The 12665-nt window shown below is 56.2% G+C and carries 13 protein-coding genes and 3 tRNA genes; 14 read left to right on the plus strand and 2 right to left on the minus strand.

What is annotated here, in order from left to right:
* Positions 1-22: 22 nt before the first annotated feature.
* On the minus strand, positions 23-667 hold the full coding sequence (locus G7069_RS07920) for an energy transducer TonB (RefSeq protein WP_166296093.1): 645 nt from the start codon (positions 665-667) through the stop codon (positions 23-25).
* A gap of 85 nt (positions 668-752) precedes the next feature.
* Here G7069_RS07920 and serS point away from each other — a divergent pair, with 85 nt between their 5' ends.
* The 5 genes from serS (at position 753) to orn (ending at position 4438) form a co-directional block, all read left to right on the plus strand.
* Positions 753-2045, plus strand: coding sequence for a serine--tRNA ligase (gene serS, locus G7069_RS07925; protein WP_166296096.1), 1293 nt, complete (start codon positions 753-755; stop codon positions 2043-2045).
* Between the two features lie 60 nt (positions 2046-2105).
* Positions 2106-2193: transfer RNA gene (locus G7069_RS07930), tRNA-Ser, on the plus strand.
* Between the two features lie 91 nt (positions 2194-2284).
* On the plus strand, positions 2285-3202 hold the full coding sequence (locus tag G7069_RS07935) for an SOS response-associated peptidase family protein (protein ID WP_166296099.1): 918 nt from the start codon (positions 2285-2287) through the stop codon (positions 3200-3202).
* Positions 3203-3315: 113 nt separating this feature from the next.
* A complete protein-coding gene (gene tadA, locus G7069_RS07940) occupies positions 3316-3795 on the plus strand; it encodes a tRNA adenosine(34) deaminase TadA (RefSeq protein WP_166296102.1) in 480 nt (159 codons plus the stop codon).
* A 79-nt stretch (positions 3796-3874) separates the two neighbouring features.
* Entirely contained in the window at positions 3875-4438 is a 564-nt protein-coding gene (gene orn / locus G7069_RS07945; RefSeq protein WP_166296105.1) for an oligoribonuclease, read from the plus strand.
* 32 nt (positions 4439-4470) lie between these two features.
* Here orn and ppsA read toward each other — a convergent pair whose 3' ends face one another.
* Positions 4471-6843, minus strand: coding sequence for a phosphoenolpyruvate synthase (gene ppsA, locus G7069_RS07950; protein ID WP_166296108.1), 2373 nt, complete (start codon positions 6841-6843; stop codon positions 4471-4473).
* A 70-nt stretch (positions 6844-6913) separates the two neighbouring features.
* On the opposite strand from ppsA, the gene G7069_RS07955 reads away from it, so the two are divergent.
* The 9 genes from G7069_RS07955 to G7069_RS07995 all read left to right on the plus strand — a co-directional run bounded on the left by G7069_RS07955 (position 6914) and on the right by G7069_RS07995 (position 12648).
* The gene (locus tag G7069_RS07955) at positions 6914-7735 is read left to right on the plus strand and encodes a pyruvate, water dikinase regulatory protein (protein WP_166296111.1); all 822 of its coding nucleotides are present in this window, start codon (positions 6914-6916) and stop codon (positions 7733-7735) included.
* A gap of 42 nt (positions 7736-7777) precedes the next feature.
* Positions 7778-8263 carry a DUF1249 domain-containing protein gene (locus tag G7069_RS07960; RefSeq protein WP_166296114.1) on the plus strand — a complete coding sequence of 162 codons (486 nt, stop codon included), beginning with the start codon at positions 7778-7780 and terminating at the stop codon, positions 8261-8263.
* Between the two features lie 54 nt (positions 8264-8317).
* A tRNA-Ala gene (locus G7069_RS07965) sits at positions 8318-8393 on the plus strand.
* Between the two features lie 83 nt (positions 8394-8476).
* A tRNA-Glu gene (locus tag G7069_RS07970) sits at positions 8477-8552 on the plus strand.
* A 111-nt stretch (positions 8553-8663) separates the two neighbouring features.
* Positions 8664-9566, plus strand: a complete 903-nt coding sequence (locus tag G7069_RS07975) for an FKBP-type peptidyl-prolyl cis-trans isomerase (protein ID WP_166296117.1) — start codon at positions 8664-8666, stop codon at positions 9564-9566.
* A 70-nt stretch (positions 9567-9636) separates the two neighbouring features.
* Complete coding sequence (locus tag G7069_RS07980) at positions 9637-10437, plus strand: FKBP-type peptidyl-prolyl cis-trans isomerase (protein ID WP_205758704.1); 801 nt, start codon at positions 9637-9639, stop codon at positions 10435-10437.
* Positions 10438-10493: 56 nt separating this feature from the next.
* Positions 10494-11846, plus strand: coding sequence for a UDP-glucose/GDP-mannose dehydrogenase family protein (locus G7069_RS07985; protein WP_166296120.1), 1353 nt, complete (start codon positions 10494-10496; stop codon positions 11844-11846).
* Entirely contained in the window at positions 11843-12055 is a 213-nt protein-coding gene (locus G7069_RS07990) for a SlyX family protein (RefSeq protein WP_166296123.1), read from the plus strand. Before G7069_RS07985 ends, G7069_RS07990 begins: the two co-directional genes overlap by 4 nt.
* A gap of 5 nt (positions 12056-12060) precedes the next feature.
* Positions 12061-12648, plus strand: coding sequence for a DUF2058 family protein (locus tag G7069_RS07995; protein ID WP_166296126.1), 588 nt, complete (start codon positions 12061-12063; stop codon positions 12646-12648).
* Positions 12649-12665: the final 17 nt, after the last annotated feature.

The following is a 12665-nucleotide window of genomic DNA, read 5'->3' on the forward strand; positions in this document are numbered from 1 at the left end:
ACCGGGCGGACGGCGTTCGCTCTTACTCGTTGGGCTTGAACTCAAACGGAATCGTGACGCTACCGACAACGGGCTGACCGTTTTGCATCGCGGGCGTAAATTGCCAACGCCGCACCGCTTGGCTTGCGGCCCGATCCAATTGGATTTCACCTGAGGGTTGCGCGATGCTCGTATCGATCACGTCGCCATTGCTGCCGATCGTCGCCCGGATTTCCACATGGCCACCAATGCCAGCATTCATCAACGAACGCGGGTACACAGGTTGAACCTGACGAATCACCTTGGGTTGAATCGTTTTCAGCGGCGCATTGGGTGCTTGTGCAACGGGTGCAGCGGGGGCTTGCACGGCCGGTTTGGGCGGCGGGGGCGGCGTGGTTTCTTCGATGCGCGCAGTGCCTGCTGTGTCGTCATTGGCCGACATGCCTTGGCCCAAGGTGCTACGAGTGTCACCCGGCAGCGGTACCGGAAGCGGTTGGTATTCCTCACCACTGGTGGGCGGTGCGACGGGTGCGACCTTGAAGAACTTGTTTTGCCGTTCGCGGTTCCAAATAAACAGGAAAAAGAGCAGTCCGACCACAAAAGCAACAATGAGCCACTTGCGCTGCTCACGTGTCACCCACGGGTTTTTGCGAGATTCTGGTGCGGTTTGGTTGGAGCTAGGACTCATTTCTTCCACGGGCGGCCTGTATTTGCAACGGAATATCGGGGCAATGATGGATAATGCACTTGAACGTGTGAACAAGTGAAAACCCATGCTAGACCCTCAGAAACTGCGAACGCAAATCACCGACGTCGCAGAACAACTCGCCCGACGCGGCTATGCCCTTGATGTCGCCCGTCTCGAGGCCTTTGAAAGCGAGCGCAAATCGCTGCAAGTCGATACGCAAGAACTGCAGAACAAGCGCAATACCTTGAGCAAGAGCATTGGACAGCTGAAGGCGAAAGGCGAGGATGTGTCTGCTGTGATGGCAGAAGTGGGTGGCTTGGGCGACGTGCTCAAAGCAAGCGAAGCACGCTTGGACGCTTTGCGCGCAGAAATCGACGGCTTGGCGATGACGATCCCGAATATTCCGGATGCATCCGTGCCATATGGCGAGGGCGAAAGCGACAATCAAGAAGAGAAGCGTTGGGGCGAACCGCGCCAGTTTGATTTCGAGCCGAAAGACCATGTTGAGCTCGGACAAGCATTGGGTGAGCTCGATGCCGAAACCGCGGCCAAATTATCGGGATCGCGTTTCACCGTATTGAGAGGCGACATCGCGCGCCTGCATCGCGCGCTCGCGCAGTTCATGTTGGATTTGCACGTTGAGGAACACGGTTACGTAGAAACCAATGTGCCGGTCCTGGTCAATGCAGATTCCATGCGTGGCACCGGGCAATTGCCGAAATTTGAAGAAGACTTGTTCGCCACATCGGTGGGCGAGGGCGAAGATGCCTCGCGTCGTTATTTGATCCCCACGGCGGAAGTGCCGCTGACCAATAGCGTGCGCGACACCATCGTCGATGCAGCGGCGCTGCCGATGCGCATGGTGGCGGACTCACTGTGCTTTCGCGCGGAAGCCGGCAGTGGCGGTCGCGACGTGCGCGGCATGATTCGTCAGCATCAATTTGAAAAGGTTGAGTTGGTCACCATCAGCACGCCCTCTGACTCCGATGCCGAACACCAACGCATGACCCGTGCCGCGGAGACGGTCTTGGAAAAGCTCGGCCTGCCTTACAAGCGCATGCTTCTGTGTACCGGCGATATGGGTTTCTCTGCGCGCAAGACCTACGATCTGGAGGTCTGGCTGCCGTCGCAAAATACCTACCGTGAAATTTCGTCTTGCTCAAATTGCGGCGACTTCCAAGCGCGCCGTATGCAAGCGCGTTGGCGCAACCCCGAAAGCAGCAAGCCTGAGCTTGTACACACCTTGAATGGCTCCGGTGTAGCCGTGGGTCGCTGCCTGATTGCGGTGATGGAAAACTACCAGCAGGCCGATGGCAGTATCGAGGTGCCGGCGGTGTTGCAACCCTATATGCGGGGCAAGACCGTCATTTCTGCTTGACCCCATTTGGGGGCTGAAAGATTCGCCCTTGCGTGCGACAATGTGCGTTCGCGTTTTTCCGGAAGTGTGGCCGAGCGGTTGAAGGCACCGGTCTTGAAAACCGGCAATGGGAAACCATTCGTGGGTTCGAATCCCACCGCTTCCGCCAGCGACATGCTTTGGTGGGGAAAACGCCTTATTGATGTCAGTGTGCGCGAATAGATGCGACACTCACACGAGCATGTTTGCCGGTGCAGCCCATGTGCTACTCAGCGCAAGTTGAGCAAGACTATAAAAAGTACGTTCGCGACTATGGTGCTGAAATCAGTATCCAAGAGTTCGCGCGCATCTTTTGGCACGGGGAAAACGCCAAGGTGCCCAAGGCCATGCTGCACGCGTTTGATGATCCGCACACCGCTTGGGAGCGCGATCTAAAAGCGGGCGCCGACGCGTTGGTCAAGGCGCAAGCTGCCAAATACGAGCAAGCACTCTTTACGCAGAAGACGCGTCTGAATAAGGCGGTCAATGCACTCAAAGTGAAAGAAACGAAAAAGGCCGCGGAAGATCAACGGATCGCAACGAGCAAGATCGCGGCTGCAAACCTTCACTTAAAAGCCCTTCGACGCACACGCTTAATGCCCGAAGATTCGCGGATTTACCCGGGCATGTACAGCACGGTGCTGGCCTCTGCGAATGGTCGGCGTTTCGTGGCGCCGATGCGCTACGGGTGTCGTCTTGCAGGCAAGCCGGCTTCGTATGACAAGCGTTATCCAGGTACCTATAACGCGCGTCGCGACAACCTCACCGGTTTTTGGCAGAAGCAATTCGGCCACGACCATGCATTGATCGTTGCCGAAAAGTTCTATGAGAATGTCGAGATAGACGGGCGAAATCAGGTGCTCGAATTCGAGCCGCGAGACGGTGAGCCCATGTTGATTGCCTGCCTATGGTCCCGTTGGTCAGACCCCGAAGGCATCGCACCCGACTTGCTTTCATTCGCTGCAATCACCGACGAGCCGGAACCTGAGGTCGCAGCGGCCGGGCATGATCGAACGATCATCAATATCAAGCCGGAACATGTCGACGCTTGGCTCAATCCACAAAATGATTTGGCCGCCATGCAGGCCATTTTCGATGACAAGCGACGTCCTTATTACGAGCATCGTCTCGCTGCGTGATTGTCGGCTTGGCCACCGAGCACTGCGTGACTCAGCAGGGCGTGGAAGGCACAATGTGAGACTACGCGACGCCACGGTGGCGGGTATCGCTGACGCTCATAGGCATCCCAAGCATGCATTCAGACCAAAGCGCCCTTGACGAACAGTGGATGCGACAAGCCCTTGTCTTGGCCGAACGCGCGCAGCTTGAAGAGGATGAGATTCCTGTCGGTGCGCTATTGGTCAGTGCCGATGGCATGTGCATCGCCGAAGGGTGGAACAGGAACATCGGCGATCACGACCCCACCGCACATGCCGAAATTGTCGCCATGCGACGCGCAGGTCAAGCGCTGGGCAACCATCGGCTGATTGGTTCGACCCTGTACGTCACCCTCGAACCCTGTGCCATGTGCGCAATGGCCATGGTGCATGCGCGCATTGCGCGTGTTGTTTTTGGCGCCTACGACCCGAAGACAGGCGCGGCAGGGAGCGTGTTCGATCTCCTCGCAGACGCACGGCATAACCATCGCGTAGACGTGCAAGGCGGTGTGCTCGCCGAAGAAGCCGGCGCACGTTTGTCGAACTACTTCAAAGCCAAACGCGCAAAGGTTTGACGCGGGCGGCCACGCGGCCGCGCAGGGTGAGATCTTGCGTCGATGTATCATGCCGCTTGTTGCCCGTAAGAGTCATCGCATGAGTGCCACACAAGACAATCCCGCTGAACGCTTGATTTGGATCGATCTGGAAATGACCGGGCTTGATACCGACGCAGATTCGATTATCGAGATCGCAACGGTTGTGACCGATGCGCAGTTGAACGTGCTCGCAGAGGGGCCTGATTTGGCCATCGCACATCCATTGGCCAAGCTCGAAGCCATGGACGAGTGGAATCGCACGCAGCATTCCAAATCGGGTCTTTGGCGCCGTGTGTTGGAAGAGGGCGTCTCACTGGCAGACGCCGAAGCACAAACCTTGGCCTTCTTGGCGCAATGGGTGCCCGAACGGGCGTCGCCGATGTGCGGCAATTCGATCTGCCAAGACCGTCGATTTTTACATAGAGAGATGCCGGTACTTGAGCGTTATTTTCATTACCGCAATCTTGATGTGAGCACGCTCAAAGAGCTGGCCCGTCGGTGGGCGCCCTCGGTGCTGTCCGGTCATCACAAAGAGAGCAAGCACACTGCGCTGAGCGATGTGCATGATTCCATCGAAGAGTTGAAGTATTACCGATCGAGTTTGGCGTCTTTCGTAGGCTAAAAAAAACGGCGCATTTGCGCCGTTTCTTTTGATCAGCTCGCTTTGGATTTTGCGAGCTTTAACCACGTGTCAACGACGGTATCCGGATTCAAGGACACCGATTCGATGCCTTCGTCCATGAGCCATTGCGCAAAGTCGGGGTGGTCACTCGGGCCTTGGCCGCAAATACCGACGTACTTCTGTTTGCGCTTCGCGGCGCTGATGGCCATCGTGAGCAATTTTTTCACGGCCGGATCTCGTTCGTCGAATAGCTCAGCGACAATCGATGAATCGCGATCAAGCCCCAATGTCAGCTGGGTCATGTCATTGGAGCCAATCGAGAAGCCATCAAAGATGTCGAGGAATTCGTCTGCCAACAAGGCATTCGACGGCACCTCGCACATCATGATGACTTTGAGACCGTTCTCACCTTGCTTGAGTCCGTTTTTGGCGAGCACCTCGATGACCTTACGGCCTTCGTCCAAGGTGCGCACAAACGGAATCATCACCCAAAGGTTGTCTAGGCCCATGTCTTCACGGACGCGCTTGACGGCACGACATTCAAGTGCGAATGCATCGGTGAAGTTGGGCGAGATATAACGGCTGGCACCACGGAAACCGATCATCGGGTTTTCTTCGTGCGGCTCATAACGCTTGCCACCGATTAGGTTGGCATATTCGTTTGATTTGAAGTCCGACAAACGCACGATCACGGGATTCGGTGCAACCGAAGCCGTGATGGTGGCGATGCCTTCGGCCAATCGATCGACATAGAACTCAACGGGCGAGGCGTAACCCAGAATCTTGGCGTCGATCTTTTGCTTGGTATCCGCGTCTTGGCTGTCGTATTCAAGCAGTGCGCGCGGGTGAATGCCGATGTGGCTGGCAATGATCATTTCCAAACGTGCAAGGCCGATACCTGCGTTCGGCAATTGACCGAAGTCGAAAGCGCGTTCCGGATTCGCGACATTCATCATGATCTTGAGCGGCGCAGGCGGCATGTTGCCGAGATCCGTGGTGGTGCGTTCGAACGGCAATTCGCCGGCGTAGATAAAGCCCGTATCACCTTCGGCGCAACTCACAGTGACGCTTTGGCCGTCTGCGATGGTGTCGAGTGCGTTGCCCGTGCCGACGACAGCCGGCACACCCAGTTCGCGCGCAATGATGGCCGCGTGACAGGTACGGCCACCGCGATTGGTCACGATCGCAGCGGCGCGTTTCATCACGGGTTCCCAATCGGGGTCGGTCATATCAGCGACCAGAACGTCGCCTGGCTGCACGCGGTTCATGTCTTCAAGCGTGCGCACAACGCGCGCGACGCCACTGCCGATCTTTTGGCCGATGGCGCGACCGTCGCAGATGACTTCGCCGCGCTCGCCCAAGGCGTAGCGTTCCATCTGCGTCGGCTTTGCCCGTGACTTCACGGTTTCGGGGCGTGCTTGCAGAATATAGAGCTTGCCGGTGTTGCCGTCTTTGCCCCATTCGATATCCATCGGGCGGCCGTAATGCTGTTCGATGACCAAGGCTTGTTTGGACAATTCTTGAACATCAGCATCCGTGATCGAAAAGGTTTGACGCAATTCGACCGGTGTGTCTTCAGTGCGCACGCGTTCGCCCGGCACGTCGGAATACACCATGCGCAATTGCTTGCTACCGATCGAGCGACGCAAGATGGCCGGCTTGCCTTGCTTCAATGTGGGCTTGTATACGTAGAACTCGTCCGGATTGACTGCGCCTTGCACAACCATTTCGCCCAGGCCGTAGCTTGAAGTCACGAATACGACATCGCGGAAGCCGGACTCGGTGTCCAGAGTGAACAAAACGCCAGACGCGCCGATGTCCGAGCGCACCATTTGCTGGATGCCTGCAGACAAAAACACATCTTCGTGCGCAAAACCGTGGTGCACGCGGTAGGCAATGGCGCGGTCGTTATAGAGCGAGGCGAAGACTTCCTTGACCTTGAGGACAACATCATCTGCGCCAGTGACATTCAAGAAAGTTTCTTGTTGGCCTGCAAACGATGCGTCGGGCAAATCTTCTGCAGTGGCCGAAGAGCGCACGGCAACCGCCATGTCGGTGCTGCCTGCTTCTGCGCACATCTGTGCGTAAGCCTTACGGATGTCGGCATCCAAGTCGGCTTGCAGCGGCGCGTCAATCACCCAGCCGCGGATTTCAGCGCCGGCACGGGTGAGGGCAGGCACGTCTTCGACGTCCACTTCGGCGAGCTTGTCGTAGATACGCGCATGCAAATTGTTGTGCGCGATGAAGGCTTTGAATGCATCCGCCGTCGTCGCGAACCCGCCTGGAACGGACACGCCCAGATCGGCGAGTTGCCCGATCATTTCACCCAGAGAGGAATTTTTGCCACCGACTTGTGCGAGGTCGGACAGGCGAAGGTCTTTCAGCCAGAGGATGTTGGCGCTCAAGGCGTACTCCGTTTAAGGTTGGGGCTGCAGCAAGAGTTCGATATTTTAGCAGGCTCGCAAAGGGATCTTTATGCCGACTGCACGACCCATCTTCTACGTCTCAGACGGTACCGGTATCACAGCGGAAACCATTGGGCACAGTTTATTGACCCAATTCACGGAAACCACGTTCAAAAGCGATCGTCTGCCTTTCATCGATACGGATGCCAAGGCGCATGAAGCAGCGCGGAATATTCGTGCGGCCGGCGAGGCGGCAGGGCAGCGGCCCGTGGTCGTCAGTTCTTGCGTGAATACGGATATCGCCGAAATCATTGCATCCAGCGGTGCGCTGGTGTTGGACATTTTTGAGCCGTTCATCGCGCCACTCGAGCGCGAATTAGGTAAAGCGCGCCAGCCGCGCGTTGGTAAAGCCCACGGCATCGTCAATTTCGATACCTATCACCAGCGCATCAATGCAATGAACTACGCACTGACGCATGACGACGGTGTCCGCCTTGACTACAAGGATGCAGAAGTGATCTTGCTCGGTGTCTCGCGCGCCGGGAAGACGCCGACGTGTGTGTACTTGGCCTTGCACCATGGCGTCCGCGCGGCGAACTATCCGCTCACAGAAGAAGATTTGGAAACGGATCGTTTGCCGGCGAAACTGCGGCCGTTCAAGGACAAGATTTTCGGGCTCACCATTGATCCGGAGCGCCTGCATCAAATTCGCCAAGAACGACGGCCCAATTCAAAGTATTCGTCGCTTGACACGTGCAAGAAAGAAATCGCTGCCGCAGATGTGATTTTCCGCACTGAAAGCATTCCTGTCTTATCGACTACGCATGCGTCGATTGAAGAAATTTCAAGCCGTGTGTTGGAATCACTGGGTATCAATCGCGAGATGTACTGAAGGGCTTGTTGAACGCAGCGCTTTCGCCTATATATCGATGCAATGACGAAGATTCTTGACCGCACCGATCAATGGGCTCGACTCAGCAGCTTTCGTTGGCTGATGGGCTTGTATGCCGAGAATCACGTCAAGCTCGAAAGATTCTTTGCGCCGTGCCAGCGCGCGACCGGCACATATTTTTCGCAAGGCGCTGATGGCCTGATCTTGCGTGCCGATGTGCTTGAACAGCATCGTTTTACCACCGAGATGCGCTTGACCTATACGGTTGAAGATCCTGAAACCGGCACTCTGGATCCTTCCGCATTTATCCGCGCCTATCGTGATGCGAAGCAGGTGGAAGCCACGCACTGCCGAGCGGGGCGCAATTGGCAGGACGCGATTGGCATGTTTCCGCCACCTGAGAAAATGATTGACCATCGCCTGCGAATGAACATCTTTCTAGGTAAATGGCTGGACTATTTGGGTTCGCAGGGTCATGCTGCAGAGACCTTCGATGCGAGCCCTGTGCACGAGGCCTCAAACGTCTGAAAAAAACGCTTGACGACATTTAAAGACCTCGGTATTCTTTCGTGCTTCCCATCCGGGGCCATAGCTCAGCTGGGAGAGCGCCTGCATGGCATGCAGGAGGTCGGCGGTTCGATCCCGCCTGGCTCCACCAAGTTTCAAATTGCTTCAGATTCACCGTTTCAAGGTTTGCGTTTAGGCCCGCGAACTGGCTGTACAACCTAAAGCTGTATCTGCGTCCCCATCGTCTAGAGGCCTAGGACATCACCCTTTCACGGTGGCGACCGGGGTTCGAATCCCCGTGGGGACGCCACTATTCCAAAAAGACCTGCCGAAAGGCGGGTCTTTTTTTATGCATAAAAACTATGTTCGGGATTCAGGCGGAATCATTCACAATAGGCCTAAGCGAACGATGGAGTTGGGAATGCGCAAGACACTGAGGCTCATCCTCATTGCCGGGGCCTTGATGGCCACAACCGTGTATGCGGCGGACAAAACGCTCAAGACCGAACGTGAGAAGTTCAGCTATATGGTGGGTATGGATGTCGGAAAGTCGATTGCACCCGTTGCGCAAGATGTTGAACCTGCCGCCCTTGAGAAAGCCATTCGAAATGCGCTGGCCGGGAACAAACCCCTGGTGTCTGGCCCTGCGGCAACGCGCGGTGCGGAAGTCATGAAGGCACGCGTCGCGAGCCGGAAGCAAGGTAAAACCGTGGGTGCATTGCCGAAGGATGTCACCAAGCAAACGATTTCGTATTTGGTCGGGCACGCGGTCGGAATGCCGTTGGCGGAAATGAAAGCGGATTTCGATGTACCGCCCATGATGCAGGGTGCGCTCGATCGTATGACCGGTGGCAAGACCCAGCTCAGTGATGATCAGGCGGCCGCACTACGCAATGCTTACATCCGCAAAAACGTGGATGAGACGGTGCGTGCCAATGCTGAATTCAAACGTGCCAATGAGGCGTTCTTGGTCAAGAACAAGACCGAAGACGGCATTGTCGTAACGTCCAGCGGTCTGCAATACAAAGTGTTGAAGCAGGGTGCGGGCGCCGCACCATTGCGCACTTCCACGGTGCGCGTCGCGTACGAAGGTCGATTGATCGACGGCACCGTCTTTGACGGCTCTAAAGGCACACCCGCTGAATTCCCATTGAACCGGGTGATCCAAGGTTGGACGGAAGGCCTGCAACTCATGAAACCGGGTGCAAAGTACCGTTTCTACATCCCGTCTTATCTCGGCTATGGCGAAAAAGGCGGGGCGCCAACGATTCCTCCGAACGCCACCCTCATTTTCGATGTCGAACTGATGAGCGTCATTCGATAAAACCACACGATCACTGGATAATATCCCTCAAGCCGGCGTACTTCCGGTTCCACAACAGGAGCAACAAACGATGTCGATTCGCAAAGTCGCCTTGCCAGTATTGGCAGCCGCAACGGTGGCCTTGATGGGGTGTAACAACCCTGCCGGAGCCGGTAAAAAAGAAGACGCTAAGACGGGTGCCGCCGCCGATGCGAAAGATGCCAGCAAGCTCGACATTCCGGGTCTCAAAACCGAACGTGAGCAAGTGAGCTACATGGTCGGTTTGGACATGGGTCGCACCTTGAAGCCTGCTAAAGACGACATCGATTTGGACGTGATGTTGAAAGGCATCAAGGATGAATTGGCCGAAGGCAAGAAGCTGATGGATGACAAGCAAGCGGATGCCGTGCGCGAAGCATTCGGTCAAAAGATGCAGGCGAAGCAAATTGCCGCCATGCTTGCCGACCAAAAGAAGAATGCGGAAGCGGGCACCAAGTTCTTGGCTGAGAATGCTAAGAAAGCCGGCGTCAAGACGACCCCGTCGGGTCTTCAGTATCAAGTGATTACCGAAGGTACCGGCCCGAAGCCGAAAGCCACCGACTTTGTGAAGGTGCACTACCGCGGTACCTTGCTAGATGGCAAAGAATTCGATAGCTCTTATTCGCGTAATGAACCCACCATGTTCCCGTTGAATCGCGTGATTCCGGGCTGGTCGGAAGGTGTTCAACTGATGCCTGTCGGCAGTAAGTACAAGTTCTGGATTCCGTCTGAACTTGCTTATGGCGAACAAGGCACGCCGGGTGGTCCGATTCCGCCGAACGCCATGCTGACCTTCGAGCTCGAATTGCTGAGCATCGAGAAAGCACCGCAAATGCCTAAGGGCGCGAAGTAATTGAACGATGTTGCAACGGCCCTGCGGGGCCGTTGCACTGAAAGGATGCTGCACGAATGAAAGTGGTTATTTTCGGAACCGGCTATGTAGGACTCGTCACCGGTACATGTCTTGCCGAGGTCGGGCACACCGTCACCTGTGTCGACATCGACGTGGCCAAAGTCGACGGTCTGAATCATGGTGTCATTCCGATTTTCGAACCGGGTTTGTCACCGATGGTGAAAGAAAACCATGCCTCGGGACGACTGAATTTCACCACGGATGCCGTTGCGGCGATTCAATCTTGCGATGTCATTTTTATTGCGGTCGGCACGCCACCTGACGAAGACGGTAGTGCAGATCTCAAATATGTGTTGAAGGTGGCGCGCACGATCGGCGAGCACATCCATCGCCCGGTCATCGTCGTCAACAAATCGACCGTGCCTGTGGGCACAGCAGACAAAGTGCGCGCGGAAATTGAGCGCGCACTCGAAGCCCGCGGCGCGACCGTCAAGTTTGACGTCGTGTCCAACCCCGAATTCTTGAAAGAAGGCGACGCAGTTAAAGATTGCATGCGACCTGACCGCATCGTGATTGGTGCAGACAACGAAGATGCCGTGCTTGTGATGCGCCGTATTTATGCGCCTTTTAATCGCAATCACGATCGCATGGTCACGATGGATATTCGCTCTGCAGAGCTGACGAAGTACGCCGCGAATGCCATGCTCGCGACCAAGATCAGTTTCATGAATGAGATCGCCAACATCGCGGAACGGGTGGGTGCGGATATTGAGCACGTGCGCAAAGGCATTGGTTCGGATCCGCGTATCGGCTGGCACTTCATTTATCCAGGCGCCGGCTACGGCGGTTCGTGCTTCCCGAAAGATGTGCAAGCCCTTGAGCGCACGGCAAAACAGGTCGGTTATCGCGCTGAGCTGCTCGGTGCCGTCGAGTCAGTCAATGACCGTCAGAAGTCGCATGTCTTTGAATTGATGGTGCGTCACTATGGCAGTGTGGAAGCCTTGCGCGGCAAGTCGATCGCACTTTGGGGACTGGCATTCAAGCCCAACACCGACGACATGCGCGAGGCGTCTAGCCGCCGTTTGATCGCCTTGCTGCTGGAAGCCGGCGCAACGGTGCGTGCCTACGACCCGGAAGCTGCCCATGAAGCAAAACGCATCTTCGGCGAAACAGCCGGTTTGGAGATTGTTGCGCGCGCGAGTGATGCAGTGGCGCACGCCGATGCCTTGGTGATCGTGACGGAATGGAAGCAATTCCGTAGCCCGGACTTCAACGCGCTGGGCCATGCATTGGCCGACCGCGTCATTTTTGACGGCCGTAATTTGTATGAGCCCGCAGAAGTGGAAGGCCATGGTTTGGCCTACTGGGCCATTGGTCGGGGTCGTTCGACCCGAACTGAGCACGTATGAACATTGAAGAACGATTGGTTGAACTGGAATCGCGTATCGCGTTTCAAGACGACACGATTCAAGCATTGAATGACGCATTGGCCGATGCGCAGATGGCATTGAGCAAACAACAGTTGGTGTTGAAGCGCATCGTTGAAGAACTGAAATCTGCGCGCGGTGCCGGTGTCACCATTGACGCGGCAGACGAGCCCCCACCTCCGCATTACTGAGCCTCATGACTGACTCATTACGTGATCAATTGATGGGTTTGGGATTCAAGCAATCCAGCCCTGAGAAAAAACCCGCCCCCAAACATGTGCAAGGCAAGCGGCCTGCACCGCACAAGCGTGGCCCGAAGAAACCTTCGGGCAAGCCCGCAGTCGAGGCCGCGAATTCGGGCGGCTTCGATCTTGCGCGCGCCTATGCTGCGCGCAATGCCCAAGAGCAACGCGAACGCGCGGAAGCCGAGCGCTTGGCACAAGAACAAGCGCGCCTAAAGCGTGAAGCGCGCGCAAAGCTGACCGAGTACTTGGCGGGCAAAGTGCTGAATGATGAGAAGGCGGATATCGCCCGTCATTTTGAATATGGCGGCAAGATCAAACGCATCTATGTCACCGAAGCGCAGCTCAAAGCACTCAATGCCGGTGAGCTGGGCGTGGTGCAGCAGAGTGGCCGCTATCTACTGGTCACGGCCGACACGTTGCTGGAGGCCGAGCGGATTTTTGCGCAGGCGGTAGCACTTAAGGTCGATCCCAACGCGCCCGCACAAGACGATCCCTATAGCGATCCGCTCTACCAAGTCCCAGACGACTTGGTTTGGTAAGCGCGCTGTTGCAGCGC

This window comes from Lysobacter sp. HDW10 (genome assembly GCF_011300685.1).
In the GTDB taxonomy this organism is placed as follows: domain Bacteria; phylum Pseudomonadota; class Gammaproteobacteria; order Xanthomonadales; family Xanthomonadaceae; genus Solilutibacter.

Coding starts and splice junctions, on each gene's coding strand:
- G7069_RS07985 (WP_166296120.1), top strand. CDS start 10,494: ATGAAAGTGGTTATTTTCGGAACCGGCTATGTAGGACTCGTCACCGGT.
- G7069_RS07960 (WP_166296114.1), top strand. CDS start 7,778: ATGACGAAGATTCTTGACCGCACCGATCAATGGGCTCGACTCAGCAGC.
- G7069_RS07935 (WP_166296099.1), top strand. CDS start 2,285: ATGTGCTACTCAGCGCAAGTTGAGCAAGACTATAAAAAGTACGTTCGC.
- G7069_RS07990 (WP_166296123.1), top strand. CDS start 11,843: ATGAACATTGAAGAACGATTGGTTGAACTGGAATCGCGTATCGCGTTT.
- G7069_RS07955 (WP_166296111.1), top strand. CDS start 6,914: ATGCCGACTGCACGACCCATCTTCTACGTCTCAGACGGTACCGGTATC.
- orn (WP_166296105.1), top strand. CDS start 3,875: ATGAGTGCCACACAAGACAATCCCGCTGAACGCTTGATTTGGATCGAT.
- G7069_RS07980 (WP_205758704.1), top strand. CDS start 9,637: ATGTCGATTCGCAAAGTCGCCTTGCCAGTATTGGCAGCCGCAACGGTG.
- tadA (WP_166296102.1), top strand. CDS start 3,316: ATGCATTCAGACCAAAGCGCCCTTGACGAACAGTGGATGCGACAAGCC.
- G7069_RS07920 (WP_166296093.1), bottom strand. CDS start 667: ATGAGTCCTAGCTCCAACCAAACCGCACCAGAATCTCGCAAAAACCCG.
- G7069_RS07995 (WP_166296126.1), top strand. CDS start 12,061: ATGACTGACTCATTACGTGATCAATTGATGGGTTTGGGATTCAAGCAA.
- serS (WP_166296096.1), top strand. CDS start 753: ATGCTAGACCCTCAGAAACTGCGAACGCAAATCACCGACGTCGCAGAA.
- G7069_RS07975 (WP_166296117.1), top strand. CDS start 8,664: ATGCGCAAGACACTGAGGCTCATCCTCATTGCCGGGGCCTTGATGGCC.